Here is a 14,412-nt window from a genome sequence, read left to right as displayed (position 1 = left end):
AGCATGGGCGCAGCAACCGCAGGAGGCAGGGCATGGCAGTGGCGCCAAGGAAGTGGCTGGGGGAATGCAGCGTGGTGGCTGCGCTGTCAGGCGTGCTGTCGGTGGCGCTGTCCGTCGCGCTGACGGCGCCGGCCTGGGGCGCGGAGGTGCGCCGCCTGCGTGCCGAGCCCGAGCAGCCCGGGGTGGGTCAGCCCTTTGCGCTGAAGCTGGAGCTCAAGACGAAATGGCACGAGGCCGATGCGTGCGACCTGGTGCTGGTGGTGGACGGCCAGGAGGCCGAGCGGGATGAGTTCCGCCCCACCGTGGAGGTGCGCGCCGACCACGTGGTGCTGCGCCGCGCCCAGGCGCATGGCCTCGCGGACTGGCGCTGGCCGCGCAACGGCGATGAAATCCGCTTCGACTGGGTGTTTGACACGCCCGGCCCGCATCGTCTGAACTTCGACCCCAAGCGCTCGGATTGCAGCCTCAAGCAGGCCGCCGAGCTGACGGTGAACGTGCAGCCCGACTACCGGGCGCTGAGTTTCGAGATCGTGGGTGTTCCGGAGGTCGCCGTCTCGCGCAAGCTCGACAACACCGTGGCCTACCTGTCGCGCGGCGGTGACACCGAAGTGGTGGTGCCCCGACAGTTCATCGACCGCTGGCGCCGGGCGTTCGAGGGCTACCAGCCGGGCAGCTGGGAGCAGGTGCAGTGGCCCTCCACCGTCGACTTCCTGAAGAAGACCGGTGTGCAGCGGGCGCGTTTGACCGTGGTGGACGACTGGGCCGACACCGCGGAGCGGTGGTCTCGCAACTCGCCCGACCGCTTGCTGCTCGTGCCCGGCACAGAGTTCGGGCGCCTGGCGGCCTGGAAGACGTCAGGGCAGTTTGTGGCGCTGTTGACCATGGACTCCAACGTGCTGGCCAAGTACTACCGTGAACGCGAGGTGGCCCAAGCCGAGCAGGCCCGCCGGGCCGAAGCCGAGCGCCAGGAACGCACCGCCCGCGTGTGGGCCGCGTTGCCCGCCAGCACCGGGCAGGTGACGGCACTGCGCCGCGTGCCCGCGCCCGCGGGCAAGGCCACGGTGTGCGCGCGCCGCATGGACGCGCCCGTGGGCGGCGACCTGATGGCCTACCGCAAGACCGAGGCGGTGGCCCAGTGGCTGGCCCGCAAGGCGGCCGACGGGTTCGACGATGTGTTCAACGACCTGGACGCGATGTACCTCGCGCTCAAGCAGTCGCGGTGCGGCACGCTGGTGCTGACCGACGCCGAAGCCCGCACCGTGGGCAACGCGCTGCAGCGGGACCAGATCGGGTTCGAGTTGTTCGAACTGCGCGATGCCGAGGCGCTGTTGCCCGCCTACGCGGCGCACTACGGCTACGCGTCGGTGGACGACGCCCGGCTGGCGCGGCGCTTCTCGCCCATGCCCGACGGCAAGCAGGCCGCCGCCCTGCGCGCGGCCGATGTGGGCACGCCCGAGGCGCTGGGCGCCGTGTGGCAGCGGCAGCAGAAGGCGGCCTACCCGGGCGAGCGCAACATCGCGACCGCCGTGGCGTTCCTGGCCGACGAAGCCCAGGGGCGGCGCAGCGGCCAGTCCGCCGCCGAGGTGCGGCGCAAACGCGAGGCCACCGAGCGCGCCGCCGCCGCGGCCGAGCGGGAGCGGTTGGTCAAGGCCTACCCCTACACCTTGCAGCTCACCTGCCGCAACGGCTCGGCCGGCACGCTGCCGGTGGCCGTGTGCTTCAGCGAATCCAACCGCACCACGCTGGCCGAGTTGCTGAATTGCGTGACCCTGCGCTCGCTGGGCTACCCCGACCTGGCGCGCGACCCGGTGGAGATCTCGCTGTGCCCGAAGTTCGTGTTCAAGGCGCAGAGCCAGTCCGAGTTCCTGCTCGTGGCCACCTTGCGTGACGAGCGCACCGGGCAGGTCATCGAGCGCCAGACGGCACAGCGCTATGGGCGCATCGTCATGGCCCGCTGAGCCCGGCAGGCCCCGTCATTGAGCGGCAACCGGCCGCGCCCAGGTGGCCAGCAGCAGGGCCGCCGCCAGCGCGCAGCCGGCCGAGAACCCGAAGGCCATCTGGGCCGACGCGCCTTGCCACAAGCTGCCGAACAGTAGCGACGCGGGCAGCAGCATCGCGCCCATCACGAGGTTCAGCCAGCCGTAGGCCGTGCCACGCAACTCGGGCGGGGCCAGGTCGGCCAGCAGCGCCCGCTCCACGCCCTCGGTGGCGGCCATGAAGAGGCCGTAGCTGCCGAACAGCGCATACAGCCCCCAGCCCGGCGCCGCGAACCAGCCCATGCCGATGTAGAAGCCCGCGTAGGCCAGATAACCGAGCACCAACAGCCGCACGCGCCCGATGCGGTCCGACAGCCCGCCCAGCGGCACCGAGAACGTCGCCGCCACGGCGGATACCGCCGCCCACAGCAGCGGCACCTGCGCTTCGGCCACACCCAGCTCCTTGGCACGCAGCAGCAGGAACATGTTGCTGGAGTTGCCCAGCGTGAACAGCGCCACCACGGCCAGGTAGCGGCGCAGCGGCGCGGGCAGGCCGGCCAGCGTCCAGCGCAAGGGCGGCGCAGGGTCGGTGGCCGGCGGGGCTTCGCGCAGCGCCAGCGTCAGGCCCACGCAGGCCAGGCCGGGCACCACGGCCCACAGGAACACCTGGCCCAGCGGCACCCCCGCCGCCAGCAGCGCCCAGGCCAGCACCGGGCCGATGACGGCGCCGGCGTTGTCCATGGCCCGGTGCAGGCCGAAGGCCAGGCCCCGGTGGTGCGGGCCGATGCTGGCGGCCAGCAGGGCATCACGCGGGGCGGCGCGCACCGCCTTGGCGATGCGGTCGGTCAGGCGCAGCGCCAGCAAGGCCGGCCAGGTCGCCACGAACGTGACGAGCGGCCGCGCCAATGCCGCCAGGCCGTAGCCGCCCACCACCCAGGGCTTGGCCGTGCCGCTGCGGTCCACCCGCACGCCGGCCCACAGCTTGAGCAGGCTGGCCAGCGCCTCGGCCACGCCTTCGATCAGCCCCAGCACCCGCGGCCCGGCCATCAACACGCTGCTGAGGTACAGCGGCACCAGCGGGTAGACCAGCTCGCTGGCGCTGTCGTTGAGCAGGCTGATGAAGCCCATCAGCCACACGGTGCGGGGAAGCTGGGTCAGGGTGCGCCACATGCGCCCGACTGTAGGCGGCACGGGCTGCGGCCGGGCATGACGACCGGCGCGCCGCGACGGGCTCGGGCACACTGCCTGGCTTTGCTGTGCCTGCCCTGGAGCCCCTCATGGAATTCGCCACCTGGTTGACCCTCTTCGCCGCCTGCTGGGCGATCAGCCTGTCGCCCGGCGCCGGGGCGGTGGCCGCCATGAGCGCAGGCCTGAGCCACGGCTTCAAGCGCGGCTACTTCATGACCTTCGGGCTCATCCTGGGCATCCTCACGCAGGTGCTGTTCGTCAGCGCGGGCCTGGGCGCGTTGATTGCCGCGTCGGAAACCGCGTTTGCCGTCATCAAGTGGGCCGGCGTGGCCTACCTGATCTGGCTGGGCGTGCAGCAGTGGCGTGCGCCGGCCAAGCCCATGGCTGCGGCCAGTGACGACGGCGGCGCGCCCGTCACGCGCCGGCAGCTGGTGCTGCGCGGCTGGGGCATCAATGCCGTCAACCCCAAGGGCACAGTGTTCCTGCTGGCCGTGGTGCCGCAGTTCCTGGACCTGTCGGCCCCCATGGGCCCGCAGTACCTGGTGATTGCCGGCACGCTGGGCTTCACCGACCTGGTGGTGATGGGCGGCTACACCGCGCTGGCGGCTCGCGTGTTGGCGGCGCTCAAGAGCGCCCACCACATCCGCGTGATGAACCGCGTGTTCGGCTCGCTGTTCGTGGTGGCCGGGGTGCTGCTGGCCAGCTTCAAGCCGCACAGCTGACGCCCCCGCCCGGCGCAGCGTCGGCTGAACGCCGGCAGCGCCGGTCGGGCCCCCCGAGGGGGCGGCGATGCGGGCGGTTCTGCCGCCCCACACATCGCCCGCGCCGGCCGGCTTGGGAGCGGCCCGGCGCTTGGCCCGCATGAATCGCTGACCTCGCCTCGCTCCGTCGCACGGTGACGGCGTTTAGTTTTCTGGTTTCTCCATGTCTTCTGCATCACCCAGCCGCTGGCTGTTCTGGGGCCCCACGCTGATCTGGGCCAGCACCTGGCACGTCATCCTGTACCAGCTGGATTCCGGCGTGCCGGTGTTCAATTCCGTGGCCTGGCGTTTCGGGCTGGCGGCTGTGCTGCTGGCCGCGATGGCGCGCTGGCAGGGGGTGTCGCTGCGGCTGCCGGGCAGCGCGCATGTGCTGATGTTGGCCACCGGCATCGTGCAGTACAGCGGCAACTACTTGTCGGTGTATCAGGCGGAGCGGCACATCCCCTCGGGCCTGGTGGCGGTGCTGTTTTGCTTGATGGTGTACGGCAACGCGCTGTCGGGCCGGGTGTTCTTCGGCCAGCCCGTTACGCGGCGCTTTCTGGTCTCGGCCAGCGGCGGCGTGTTGGGCGTGGTGCTGATCTTCTGGCCGGAAATCGCCGCCACCGGCGCGCGGCCCACGGCGGCCCTGGGCCTGGGGCTGGGCCTGTGCGCGGTGCTGGTGGCGTGCATCGGCAATGTGCTGACGCTGACCCTCACCAAGCGCGGCCTGCCGCTGGTGCCCGTGCTGGCATGGAGCATGGGCTACGGCGCGGTGTTCTTGCTGGGCGTGTCGGTCGTCAGCGGCCAGGGGCTGCACTTCGACCTGCGGCTGCCCTACGTGCTGAGCTTGCTGTACCTGTCGGTGGCGGGCTCGGTGATCGCGTTCGTGCTGTATTTCAAGCTGGCCCAGGCCCGCGGCCCGGCACATGCGGCGCTGACCGGGGTGGTGATTCCGGTCATCGCGCTGGTGATCTCGGCCGTGTTCGAGGGCTGGCAGGTCACGCCGCTGGCCGTGGGCGGCATGGGGCTGTGCCTGGTCAGCCTGTGGGTGGCAACGCGCCCGGCCTAGCCCCGTTCACCAGCAGGCGCAGCGCGGCGTCGAACAAGGCGTCGGCGTCGCCGCCGACCGTCTGGCGCCAGCCGGCGGCCAGCAGCGGGTACTGCGAGGCCTCCGGCCCGGTGAGCGTGGCCGAGGGCGGCGCGTCAGGCGCCTGGGCGGATTGCTCCTCCAGCACCCAGCCCACCACGAAGCGGCCCACCGACATCATCAGCAGCGTGGCCGGCCCGGGCTCGAAGCCCGCCGCGCACAGCAACTGCAGCCGCGCCTCGATGGATTCCCGCTGGGCCTCGCCCGGCCGCGTGCCGGCGTGCAGCCGGGCGCCGTCGCGGTAGGCCAGCAGCGCACGGCGAAAGCTGCGGCCGTCGGCCATCAGCCACTCCTGCCAATGCTCGTGCGCGGCAGGCGCTTCGCGCGCCCGGCTTTCCAGCAGCACCGCCTGCGACATCGCATCCAGCAGCGCCGCCTTGTTCTTGAAGTGCCAGTACAGCGTGGGCGACTGCACACCCAGCCGCTCGGCCAGCTTGCGGGTGGTGAGGGCGTCGATGCCGATCTCGTTGAGCAGGTCCAGCGCGGCGCGCAGGATCTCGTCACGGTTCAGGCGGGCAGGGCGGTCGGGCGTCGTCATGGCTCTAGCAATGATAGAGAGCTGCGTGCACAATAGCCTCTATCAACGATAGAGAGACTGATTTGAATCGAGCCTTGACCGTCATCCTCATGACGCTGCTGCTGGACGCGGTGGGCATGAGCCTGATCTTCCCCATCCTGCCCGGCCTGCTGCGCGAGCTGGCCGGCGCCGACGCCACCACCCACCACTACGGCGCGCTGCTGGCGGTGTACGCGGCCATGCAGTTCCTGTTCGCGCCGGTGCTGGGCGCGCTGAGCGACCGCTTCGGCCGCCGGCCGGTGCTGCTGGTGTCGCTGGCGGGCGCCGCGGCGGATTACGTGCTGATGGCCTTCGCGCCCAGCATGGCGTGGCTGTACGTGGGCCGGGTGCTGTCAGGCATCACCGGCGCCAGCATGGCGGTGGGCACGGCCTACCTGACCGACATCACGCCCGAGGCCGACCGCGCCAAGCGCTTCGGCCAGATGGGTGCGGCCATGGGCCTGGGCTTCGTGGTCGGGCCGCTGATCGGCGGCGCGTTCGGCGAGTGGTCGCTGCGCGCGCCCTTCCTGGCGGCGGCGGCGATGAACGCGCTGAACCTCGCGCTGGCGTGGTTCGCGCTGCCGGAGTCGAACCAGCACCGCACGGCGCGGCTGGAGGTGGCCAAGCTCAACGCGTTCTCGTCGCTGCACCGGCTGCAGGGCAAGCCCGCGCTGCTGCCGCTGGTGGGCGTGTTCGCCGTGGTGGCGCTGGTGTCGCAGGTGCCGGGCTCGCTGTGGATCTTGTACGGGCAAGACCGCTACGGCTGGAGCGCCTGGGTGGCGGGGTTGTCGCTGGCCTGCTACGGCGGGCTGCATGCCATCTCGCAGGCGTTTGTCACCGGGCCGATGGTGGAGCAACTGGGCGAGCGGCGCGCGCTGCTGGCCGGCATCGCGGCCGATGCGGCGGGCTTCGTCGGCATGGGGCTGGCCACCGCCGGCTGGGTGCCGTTCGCGCTGTTGCCGCTGTTTGCCATCGGCGGGCTGGCCATGCCCGCGCTGCAGGCGATGCAGTCGCGCCAGGTGGACGAGCAGCACCAGGGCGAACTGCAGGGCACGCTGGCCAGCCTCACCAGCCTGATCGGCATTGCTGGCCCGCTGGTGGTGACCTCCGGCTTTGCTGCCACGCAGGGGAACTGGCCAGGCTGTACCTGGATCGTGGCCGCGCTGGTCTACGGCTTGGCGGTGCCGCTGCTGTTCAGCCGGCGGGCGCGGGGTGGTGAAGGCCTCGCCTAGAAGTCGGGCTTGCTGCGCCGCCCGGCCTTCACGTCGCTGCGCTTGGACTTGCCCTCCAGCCGCCGCTGCTGCGAGCCGTAGGTGGGCTTGGTGGCCCGGCGCGCCTTGGGCACGTGGGCGGCGGCCTGCACCAGCTCGATCAGCCGCGCGACGGCATCGGCCCGGTTGCGCTCCAGGCTGCGGGAGTCTTGTGCCTTGATGACGACCACGCCGTCCGCCGTGATGCGCTGGTCGGCCCAGCCCAGCAGCCGCATCTTCACGGCCTCGGGCAGGCTGGACGCGCGGATGTCGAACCGCAGGTGAACGGCGTTTGAAACTTTGTTGACGTTCTGCCCGCCCGGGCCGCTGGCGCGGATGGCGTCGAACTGAAGTTCGTCCGGCCGGGGCGTCCAGCGGAGGTCAGGCATTCCGGATGGGCACGCGGGGCGCCACGGCGCACATCAGCTCATAGCCGATGGTGCCGGCCGCACGGGCCACCTCGTCGATGGGCAGGCGCGACGGCTGGCTGTTCACCGCGGGCCCCTCGCCCCACAGCGTCACCTCGCTGCCCCAGCCGCTGTCGGGCAGGGCGCTCAGGTCCACGGCCAGCATGTCCATGGACACGCGGCCGATGGTGCGGGTGCGGTGCCCGTCCACCAGCACCGGCGTGCCGGTGGGCGCGTGGCGGGGGTAGCCGTCGGCATAGCCGCAGGCCACCACGCCGATGCGCATGGGCTGCTCCGCCGTGAACGCGCTGCCGTAGCCCACGGTGTCGCCCGGCTGCAGGTGCTGCACGCCAATGATCTTGGAGCGCAGCGTCATGGCGGGGCGCAGGTCCCAGTGCGCGGCGTCGTGCTCGGGGAAATCGGGCACGCCGCCGTAGGTCATGATGCCGGCGCGCACCCAGTCGTGCGCGGTGCGGGCGGCGTGGCGCAGCGTGGCGGCGCTGTTGGCAATGGTGCGCTCGCCAGCCAGGCCATCGGTGGCGGCGTCGTAGGCGGCCACCTGGTGGGCGATGCCGTCTTGCCCCTGCCGCAGCGCATCGGCGTCCGAGAAGTGGGTCATCAGCCCGATTTCGTCGACCTGGGGCAGGGCGTCCAGCCGGGCGTAGGCGGCGCGGAAGGCCGCGGGCGTGAAGCCCAGCCGGTTCATGCCCGAGTTGAGCTTGAGGAACACCCGGTGCGGCTCATGCGTCTTGTGCATGGCCAGCCAGTCGATCTGCTCCTCGCAGTGCACGGCGTGCCACAGCTTCAGGCGCGAGCACAACTCCAGGTCGCGGGGCTCGAACACGCCTTCCAGCAGCAGGATGGGGCCGCGCCAGTCCAGCGCGCGCAGGCGCTGGGCTTCGTCCAGGTCCAGCAGCGCGAAACCGTCGGCGGCGCGCAGACCCTCGAACGCCCGCTCGATGCCGTGGCCGTAGGCGTTGGCCTTCACCACCGCCCAGACCCGGGCGTTGGGGGCCTGCGCACGGGCACGGCCGAGGTTGTGGGCAAGGGCGTCGGTGTGGACGAGGGCTTCGATCGGGCGGGGCATGCCGCCATTTTGCGCGCCCCGGGGCGGTCGGCCTGCTGAAGGGTGCGCGTGCTATAACCTCGCGCCGCACCGGCCCCATAAGCAAGAGACAGTTCAGGATTGCGCCTCGCCCGATGAAACGCGGCTTCTACACCATCATGTCGGCGCAGTTCTTCAGCTCGCTGGCTGATAACGCCCTCTTCGTCGCAGCCGTCGAGCTGCTGCGCTCCTCGGGGTCGCCGGAATGGCAACGGGCCGCCTTGGTGCCGATGTTTGCCCTCTTTTACGTTGTGTTGGCGCCTTTTGTCGGGGCTTTTGCCGACGCGGTGCCCAAGGGCCGGGTGATGTTCTTCTCGAACACCATCAAGGTCATCGGCTGTTTGATGATGCTGTTCGGCGCCCACCCGCTGGTGGCTTACGCCATCGTCGGCCTGGGGGCGGCGGCCTACTCGCCGGCCAAATACGGCATCCTGACCGAGCTGCTGCCGCCGTCCCAACTCGTGAAGGCCAACGGCTGGATCGAGGGGCTGACGATCGCGTCCATCATCCTGGGCGTGCTGCTGGGTGGGCAACTGATCGGCGACCGGGTGTCGCACCTGCTGCTGGCGTTCGACCTGCCCATGATCGACACCGGCATCGACACCGCACCGGAAGCGGCGATTGCCAGCCTGGTGGGCCTCTACGTGCTGGCGGCACTGTTCAACCTGCGCATTCCGCGCACTTCCGCCCCGCTGCAGCCGCTGGCGCACGGGCTGCTGGGGTTGGTGCGTGACTTCTCAGCCTGCAACAGCAAGCTGTGGCAAGACAAGCTGGGCCAGATCTCCCTGGCCACCACCACCTTGTTCTGGGGCGTGAGCGGCAACCTGCGCTACATCGTGTTGGCCTGGGCTGCGGCGGCGTTGGGCTACGGCACGACGCAGGCGTCGTCGTTGGTTGGCGTGGTGGCCATCGGCACCGCGGTGGGGGCCGTGTTGGCCTCGCTGTACGGCCGGCTGGATCGGGCCACGGGCGTCATCCCGCTGGGCATCGCCATGGGCCTGCTGGTCATCTTCATGAACTTCATCCACAACGTGTGGGTGGCGGCGCCCTTCCTGATTTTGTTGGGCGGCATCGGGGGCTACCTGGTGGTGCCGATGAATGCGCTGCTGCAGCACCGCGGCCACAACCTGATGGGGGCCGGGCGCAGCATCGCGGTGCAGAACTTCAACGAGCAGGCGTGCATCCTGGGGCTGGGCGCGTTCTACACGGCCATGACCCGGTTTGGCCTGTCGGCGTTCGGGGCCATCACCATCTTTGGCGTGGTGGTGGCCGGCACGATGTGGTGGATCCGCCGCTGGCACCAGCGCAACCTGGTGAACCACAAGGACGAAGTCGAGCAACTGCTGGACCTCGCCCGCACGGATCACCTGCCGCAGGACCGGTAGCACTCACTCCCTGCTGGCTGCGCCATCCCCTTCGAGGGCGCGCCGCTAGTGCCACGACGGCCGCTGGAAAGGCGGCCGGCTGCGCTGCGCCAGCCCGCCTGTCAACGAAATCAGCTCTGGCTGCTGGAGCCGCGCCCCTTGCGGCCGGTGGGCACCGGGATCAGGTGCTTGCCTTCCAGCACCATCTCGATGTGCTCGCTCCAGGCGCGGGCGATCTTGAAGCAGCCGCTGTGGTTGAGGTGGATCTCGTTGTGCCAGTCGCCGCTGATGCCGGTGGAACCGGGTGCGGCCAGCGCCAGCGGCACAGCGGTGGAGTCGAACACGAAGAGGCCGGGGAAGCCTTCCTTGTCGGCCGCCATGCTCTTGAGCAGCTGGGCGAGGTGGAAAACCATCAGCCGGCTCACGGCGGCCCAGTCAGCGCTGGGCACGCCGTAGGCCTTGAGCGCCGGGAACAGCCACGGGCCGCTGGCCCCCAAGTCGTCGCCGCCTTCGGCACCTGCCGGGCGGGGCATGGGTACGGCGTAGCAGTGCATGAACACCGGCTTGCCGGCGGACGGGCCTTGGTCGCGCAGGCTCAGCAGGTGCTTGACGTTGGCGCGCAGGTAGTCGCTGTAGGTGGACCAGCCGGGCTCCGAGAAGTAGCGGGCCACACCGGCCGAGGGCGGGCCCCATTCGGTTTGGCGGCGCAGCAGGCGCAGGTTCAGCGGGATCGGCTCGGCGTTCCAGTTGACGGCTGGGGTGCGGGCCGCCGCGATCAGGTCGTTGCCGCCCACCGACAGCAGCACGCCGTCCCAGGCGGGCGCGTCGGGGCCCGCCAGCAGGCGCACGAATTCGGGGCTGGATTCCAGGTCCACCATGTGCGACAGGGCATTGCCCGTGCCGGCGCAGTTCACTGCAGTGGTTTGGGAGCGGAACACCAGTTCCTGCAGCAGGTTGGCGTGCGCGTTGAGCTTGGCGCGGGCATTCGAGAACCACGAATCCCCCTGGGCCAGCAGTTTCCAGCGGAAGCTGTGGAGATCGGGCGGGGTGCGGCCGGCAAGGTCTGCCGGGGTGAAGCAAGCCAAGTGATCCATGAAGGTGGGTGATCCGAAGTTGCTGACCGGGCGCGCCCCGAAGTGGCGGCACAAGTTCGCGCGATTGGAAGGCCAGCCGCGCGCCGGGCGCCATGCTACAAACCCTCGGGGTCTGGCGCGTTAGCATGCAATCGGTTTCTTAGGGGGAGCTTGCAGTGACCGAAAGCATCTTCGATTTCCAGGCCGTGTCGATTCGCGGCGAGCCGGTGGACCTGGCTTCGCAGCGCGGAAAGGTGCTGCTGATCGTGAACACCGCCAGTGAATGCGGTTTCACGCCGCAGTTCAAGGGGCTGGAGAAGCTCTGGGAAGACTACGGCAGCCGCGGTTTGGTGGTGCTGGGCTTTCCGAGCAACGAATTCGGCGGCCAGGACCCGGGCAGCAACGACCAGATCGCCAGCTTCTGCGAAATGAACTACGGGGTCAGCTTCCCGATGATGCAGAAGATCAAGGTCAACGGCAGCGAGGCCCATCCGCTGTGGAAGTTCCTCAAGAGCGAGAAGCCTGGCTTCCTGGGCACCGAAGCGATCAAGTGGAACTTCACCAAGTTCCTGGTGGGGCGTGACGGGCAGGTGCTCAAGCGCTTCGCCCCCAACGACACGCCGGACAAGCTGCGCGCCGACATCGAAGCCGCGCTCAACGCGGGCGCCTGAAGCGCGCGTCAGCCCTGAAGGCGCGCTGCCCGGCGCGCCTCAAAGCGGGCGGGTGCGCCAGCCGCCCCGCTCCAGCCGCAACTGGCCCTGGGCCTGGGCGTGGCGCAGGAGCTCGTTCACCGTCTGCCGTGACAGGTGCGCCAGCTGTGCCACCTCCTGCTGCGTGGCCCGCACGCGGCAACTGCCGTCGCTCAGCGACTCGCCGCGTTCGCGCCGCAGCTGCGCCAGGGCCAGCGACAGCCGCTCGGCGGCGGTTTGGTGCCGTGCCGCCTGCAGCAGGCGCAGCGTGCCGTCGTAGCGGCCAGCAAATTCGGCCATCAGTGCCCGGGCGAAGCCTGGCACCTCGTCCATCAGGCGTCGGTACGCCTCGCGGTTGAACACCAGCAGTTCGGTGCTGCACAGCGCCATGGCCTCGTAGGCTGAAGCCTGGTGAGCCGCAAACGCCGCCAGTCCGAACAGCCGGGGCGGCCCCAGGTGCTCCAGCACCGACACCCCGCCATCCAGCCCCGTGAACCGCGCCTCGATTTCACCGGCCGCCACCGCGTAGAACGCCGTGGGCTGCTGCCCTTGCACGAACACGCTGCGCCTGGCCGCCAGGCGCCGGCGGCCGATCAACGCGGCGATGGGGGCCGGCAGCTCCACCTCGGGGAAATGGTGCTCGAACACCCGGCGCAGGGCCGGGTCCATCGTGGGGGTGGGCATGCCAGCATTGTGCTGCTGTGTCGGCTGGCCGACACAACGGGGCGGTGCGCGTGCCTATGCTGGCCGGCATGGAACTTCAAGCTTGTGCCGATGCCCTGCGTCGCTTCGCCCGCGATGAATGCAGCCAGGAACCCTTGTACGTGGCCTTGTGCGAATGCGCCGCACAGAGTGCCGAGGCCCTGCGCCTGATGGCCTTGGCGCCGCCCGAGCAGCGCAAGCCCAACCTGCTGTTGGCTGCGCTGCACGAGTGCGTGCTGGCCGACGCTGCAGTGCCGCTCGCCCCCTACTTCCCCAGCGTGGGCGGCACCCGCGCGCCCGATGCCGACCTGCCGCAGGCGCTGGCTGACACCCTGGCCACCGGCCGCGCCGTGCTTCAGCAACGCCTGATGCATGGCGCCACCCAGACCAACGAGGTCGCCCGCAGTGCGCCGCTGAGGTTGGCGCTGGATGCCACGGCCCGGCTCACGGGCGCGCGTCACCTGGCCTTGTTCGACCTGGGCTGCAGCGCGGGCCTGAACCTGGGGGTGGACCACTACGCCGTGCGCTACACCGCGCCAGACGGCAGTTGCCACGCACGCGGGCCGGCGCCCGACGGCACGCGGGTGGAGATCGACGCCCGCTGGCTGGACGCAGCGCCGCCGCCTGCCGCGGTGGACTGGCGGCTCGGCCTGCGTCAGGGCGTGGACCCGGCCTTGGTGCGGCTGGACGACCCGCAAGGCCTGCGCTGGTTGCAGGCCTGCCTGTGGCCGCACGACGCCGCCCGCCGCGAGCGCCTGCGCCGTGCGGTGGCGCAGTGCCAGGTGCTGCCGCTGCAGTGCGTGCAAGCCGACGACGCCGTGGCGGCACTGCGGGACTGGGTGCAGCGCGTGCCCGCGGGCATGCAGGCGGTGCTGCTGACGAGCTGGGTGCTGTACTACTTCTCCGAGCCGGCCTTGCAGGCGCTGCGTGACGCGGCAGACACCCTGGCCCTGAGCCACGGCCTGGCATGGGTCTGCGGCGAGCTGCCTGCCCTCAGCGCGCCGGGCGTGCCGGTACCGCCCCTGCCCGACCTGCCGGCCGGCGAGGTGGCCTCATCGGCCACGCTGTGGCGCCTGCGCTGGGCCGAGGGCGGGTCGGTGCACCAGCGCCTGCTGGGGTGGTCGCACCCGCACGGTCGGTGGGTGGGCGGGTGGTGTGAGTTGACAAGTTAGGGGTGCAGCTGCTGAGTGAGTTAGGGATGTCGGCCGGCCTTTCAGCGGCGAGATGGTTGGTGGCCAGAACGGCCTGTAAGTCTTTGTTTTAATGGAGGTTTTGAAGGTCTGGCATGGGCGTTGCATTGCCGGGCTCGGCCGACCTGCGGGCGTCGTCAGAAACATCAGCCAGTCCTCAGAGGGAAGGGCCCGCGCGCCGTCAGCTGTTTTTTCAACTTCACGACGAGCTCATCATGAAATTGCTTTCTCGCCTGCTTCGCAGCACCGCCGCCACGCTGGCTCTGGCCACGGCCACCTTCGCCGCGTCCGCCGCGGTCACCACCCAACTGGGCTTCCTGGTGGATGCCTCCGGCAGCATCGGCACCGCCAACTTCAACACCATGCGCTCGGGCTACGCCGCTGCGCTGGCCGGCTTGCCCACCGACGGCAGCATCGAGGTCACGGTCTACACCTTTGCCACGGGCACGGTGCAGGTCGTGGCGCCCACGGTGGTCACCTCAGGCAGCCTGGCGGGCATCGTGTCGGCCATCAACGCCATGGCCTACACGCAGGGCAACACGGCGACGGACCTGGGCATCAACGCGATTGCCGGCGCCATGACCGGATCGGCCAATTACAGCGCCAACCTGCGCTCCATCATCAACCTGGCCACCGATGGCGTGCCCAACAGCCAATCGGCCGCCGTGGCTGCGGCTGCGGCCGCGCAGAAGGCCGGCATTGACGCCATGACGGCCGAGGCCATCGGCAGCGTCAACATCGCCGGCTTGAAGGACATGGTGTTCTCGCCCATCGCCGGCCCGTGCAGCGGCTGCGGTGTGGAAGTGCTCACGCCCAACGACCCGATGAGCAACGCGCCGTGGATCTTGCGCGTCAACACCTTCCAGGACTTCCCGGTGGCCATCAATGCCAAGGTGCAGGCCATCGTGAATCGCGTGCCGGAGCCGGGTGCGCTGGCCCTGACGGGCCTGGCCCTGGGCTTGCTGGCTGTTACGCGCCGCCGCTCGGCCTGACACGCCGGCCCGCTACCCTCCTGAAAGACCGGC

Annotated in this window: 14 protein-coding genes; 8 read left to right on the top strand and 6 right to left on the bottom strand. The window is 70.4% G+C overall.

The genetic code is table 11. The features are described from left to right. Positions 1-32: 32 nt before the first annotated feature. Positions 33-1,958 (top strand): hypothetical protein, encoded by a 1,926-nt coding sequence (locus ACG01O_RS14650; RefSeq protein WP_394385738.1) that lies wholly within the window; start codon positions 33-35, stop codon positions 1,956-1,958. A 15-nt stretch (positions 1,959-1,973) separates the two neighbouring features. Here the strand turns inward: ACG01O_RS14650 and ACG01O_RS14645 are convergent, their stop codons facing one another. Then, on the bottom strand, positions 1,974-3,146 hold the full coding sequence (locus ACG01O_RS14645) for an MFS transporter (RefSeq protein ID WP_394385737.1): 1,173 nt from the start codon (positions 3,144-3,146) through the stop codon (positions 1,974-1,976). A 107-nt stretch (positions 3,147-3,253) separates the two neighbouring features. Between ACG01O_RS14645 and ACG01O_RS14640 the strand changes: the two genes are divergently transcribed. Both ACG01O_RS14640 and ACG01O_RS14635 read left to right on the top strand, forming a co-directional pair. Next, entirely contained in the window at positions 3,254-3,886 is a 633-nt protein-coding gene (locus ACG01O_RS14640; RefSeq protein WP_394385736.1) for a LysE family transporter, read from the top strand. A gap of 202 nt (positions 3,887-4,088) precedes the next feature. Continuing rightward, on the top strand, positions 4,089-4,973 hold the full coding sequence (locus tag ACG01O_RS14635) for a DMT family transporter (RefSeq protein WP_394385735.1): 885 nt from the start codon (positions 4,089-4,091) through the stop codon (positions 4,971-4,973). Here ACG01O_RS14635 and tetR read toward each other — a convergent pair. Continuing rightward, positions 4,942-5,589 (bottom strand): tetracycline resistance transcriptional repressor TetR, encoded by a 648-nt coding sequence (gene tetR / locus ACG01O_RS14630; protein WP_394385734.1) that lies wholly within the window; start codon positions 5,587-5,589, stop codon positions 4,942-4,944. The two genes, ACG01O_RS14635 and tetR, sit on opposite strands and share 32 nt — an antisense overlap. A 62-nt stretch (positions 5,590-5,651) precedes the next feature. Between tetR and tet the strand changes: the two genes are divergently transcribed. Continuing rightward, positions 5,652-6,839: a Tet(A)/Tet(B)/Tet(C) family tetracycline efflux MFS transporter gene (gene tet / locus ACG01O_RS14625; RefSeq protein ID WP_394385733.1), complete on the top strand. Its 1,188-nt coding sequence runs from the start codon at positions 5,652-5,654 to the stop codon at positions 6,837-6,839. Here the strand turns inward: tet and arfB are convergent. Together arfB and alr are read right to left on the bottom strand one after the other, a co-directional pair. Beyond that, positions 6,836-7,246: an alternative ribosome rescue aminoacyl-tRNA hydrolase ArfB gene (gene arfB / locus ACG01O_RS14620; protein WP_394385732.1), complete on the bottom strand. Its 411-nt coding sequence runs from the start codon at positions 7,244-7,246 to the stop codon at positions 6,836-6,838. The two genes, tet and arfB, sit on opposite strands and share 4 nt — an antisense overlap. Beyond that, positions 7,239-8,351 carry an alanine racemase gene (alr, locus tag ACG01O_RS14615; protein WP_394385731.1) on the bottom strand — a complete coding sequence of 371 codons (1,113 nt, stop codon included), beginning with the start codon at positions 8,349-8,351 and terminating at the stop codon, positions 7,239-7,241. Before alr ends, arfB begins: the two co-directional genes overlap by 8 nt. A 113-nt stretch (positions 8,352-8,464) precedes the next feature. Here alr and lplT point away from each other — a divergent pair, with 113 nt between their 5' ends. Continuing rightward, a complete protein-coding gene (gene lplT / locus ACG01O_RS14610; RefSeq protein ID WP_394385730.1) occupies positions 8,465-9,754 on the top strand; it encodes a lysophospholipid transporter LplT in 1,290 nt (429 codons plus the stop codon). Positions 9,755-9,864: 110 nt separating this feature from the next. On the opposite strand, the gene ACG01O_RS14605 is transcribed toward lplT, so the two are convergent. Further along, positions 9,865-10,827, bottom strand: coding sequence for a hypothetical protein (locus ACG01O_RS14605; RefSeq protein ID WP_394385729.1), 963 nt, complete (start codon positions 10,825-10,827; stop codon positions 9,865-9,867). Between the two features lie 155 nt (positions 10,828-10,982). On the opposite strand from ACG01O_RS14605, the gene ACG01O_RS14600 reads away from it, so the two are divergent. Further along, complete coding sequence (locus ACG01O_RS14600; RefSeq protein ID WP_394385728.1) at positions 10,983-11,477, top strand: glutathione peroxidase; 495 nt, start codon at positions 10,983-10,985, stop codon at positions 11,475-11,477. 39 nt (positions 11,478-11,516) lie between these two features. Here ACG01O_RS14600 and ACG01O_RS14595 read toward each other — a convergent pair whose 3' ends face one another. Beyond that, positions 11,517-12,179 carry a Crp/Fnr family transcriptional regulator gene (locus ACG01O_RS14595; protein WP_394385727.1) on the bottom strand — a complete coding sequence of 221 codons (663 nt, stop codon included), beginning with the start codon at positions 12,177-12,179 and terminating at the stop codon, positions 11,517-11,519. Positions 12,180-12,247: 68 nt separating this feature from the next. Here ACG01O_RS14595 and ACG01O_RS14590 point away from each other — a divergent pair, with 68 nt between their 5' ends. Together ACG01O_RS14590 and ACG01O_RS14585 are read left to right on the top strand one after the other, a co-directional pair. After that, on the top strand, positions 12,248-13,369 hold the full coding sequence (locus ACG01O_RS14590; RefSeq protein ID WP_394385726.1) for a DUF2332 family protein: 1,122 nt from the start codon (positions 12,248-12,250) through the stop codon (positions 13,367-13,369). 233 nt (positions 13,370-13,602) lie between these two features. Then, complete coding sequence (locus tag ACG01O_RS14585) at positions 13,603-14,379, top strand: vWA domain-containing protein (RefSeq protein WP_394385725.1); 777 nt, start codon at positions 13,603-13,605, stop codon at positions 14,377-14,379. The last annotated feature ends 33 nt before the right edge of the window (positions 14,380-14,412 follow it).

This window comes from Pelomonas baiyunensis (assembly GCF_043555935.1).
Classification (GTDB): domain Bacteria; phylum Pseudomonadota; class Gammaproteobacteria; order Burkholderiales; family Burkholderiaceae_C; genus Pelomonas; species Pelomonas baiyunensis.
Note: the sequence above shows the minus strand (reverse complement) of the source record. Positions and strands in the feature narration are given on the sequence as shown.

Excerpts from the sequence above, each read along its gene's own strand:
- ACG01O_RS14650 (WP_394385738.1), top strand. The coding sequence starts at position 33 with ATGGCAGTGGCGCCAAGGAAGTGGCTGGGGGAATGCAGCGTGGTGGCT.
- tetR (WP_394385734.1), bottom strand. The coding sequence starts at position 5,589 with ATGACGACGCCCGACCGCCCTGCCCGCCTGAACCGTGACGAGATCCTG.
- alr (WP_394385731.1), bottom strand. The coding sequence starts at position 8,351 with ATGCCCCGCCCGATCGAAGCCCTCGTCCACACCGACGCCCTTGCCCAC.
- arfB (WP_394385732.1), bottom strand. The coding sequence starts at position 7,246 with ATGCCTGACCTCCGCTGGACGCCCCGGCCGGACGAACTTCAGTTCGAC.
- ACG01O_RS14585 (WP_394385725.1), top strand. The coding sequence starts at position 13,603 with ATGAAATTGCTTTCTCGCCTGCTTCGCAGCACCGCCGCCACGCTGGCT.
- ACG01O_RS14605 (WP_394385729.1), bottom strand. The coding sequence starts at position 10,827 with ATGGATCACTTGGCTTGCTTCACCCCGGCAGACCTTGCCGGCCGCACC.
- lplT (WP_394385730.1), top strand. The coding sequence starts at position 8,465 with ATGAAACGCGGCTTCTACACCATCATGTCGGCGCAGTTCTTCAGCTCG.
- ACG01O_RS14645 (WP_394385737.1), bottom strand. The coding sequence starts at position 3,146 with ATGTGGCGCACCCTGACCCAGCTTCCCCGCACCGTGTGGCTGATGGGC.
- ACG01O_RS14595 (WP_394385727.1), bottom strand. The coding sequence starts at position 12,179 with ATGCCCACCCCCACGATGGACCCGGCCCTGCGCCGGGTGTTCGAGCAC.
- ACG01O_RS14640 (WP_394385736.1), top strand. The coding sequence starts at position 3,254 with ATGGAATTCGCCACCTGGTTGACCCTCTTCGCCGCCTGCTGGGCGATC.
- ACG01O_RS14590 (WP_394385726.1), top strand. The coding sequence starts at position 12,248 with ATGGAACTTCAAGCTTGTGCCGATGCCCTGCGTCGCTTCGCCCGCGAT.
- ACG01O_RS14635 (WP_394385735.1), top strand. The coding sequence starts at position 4,089 with ATGTCTTCTGCATCACCCAGCCGCTGGCTGTTCTGGGGCCCCACGCTG.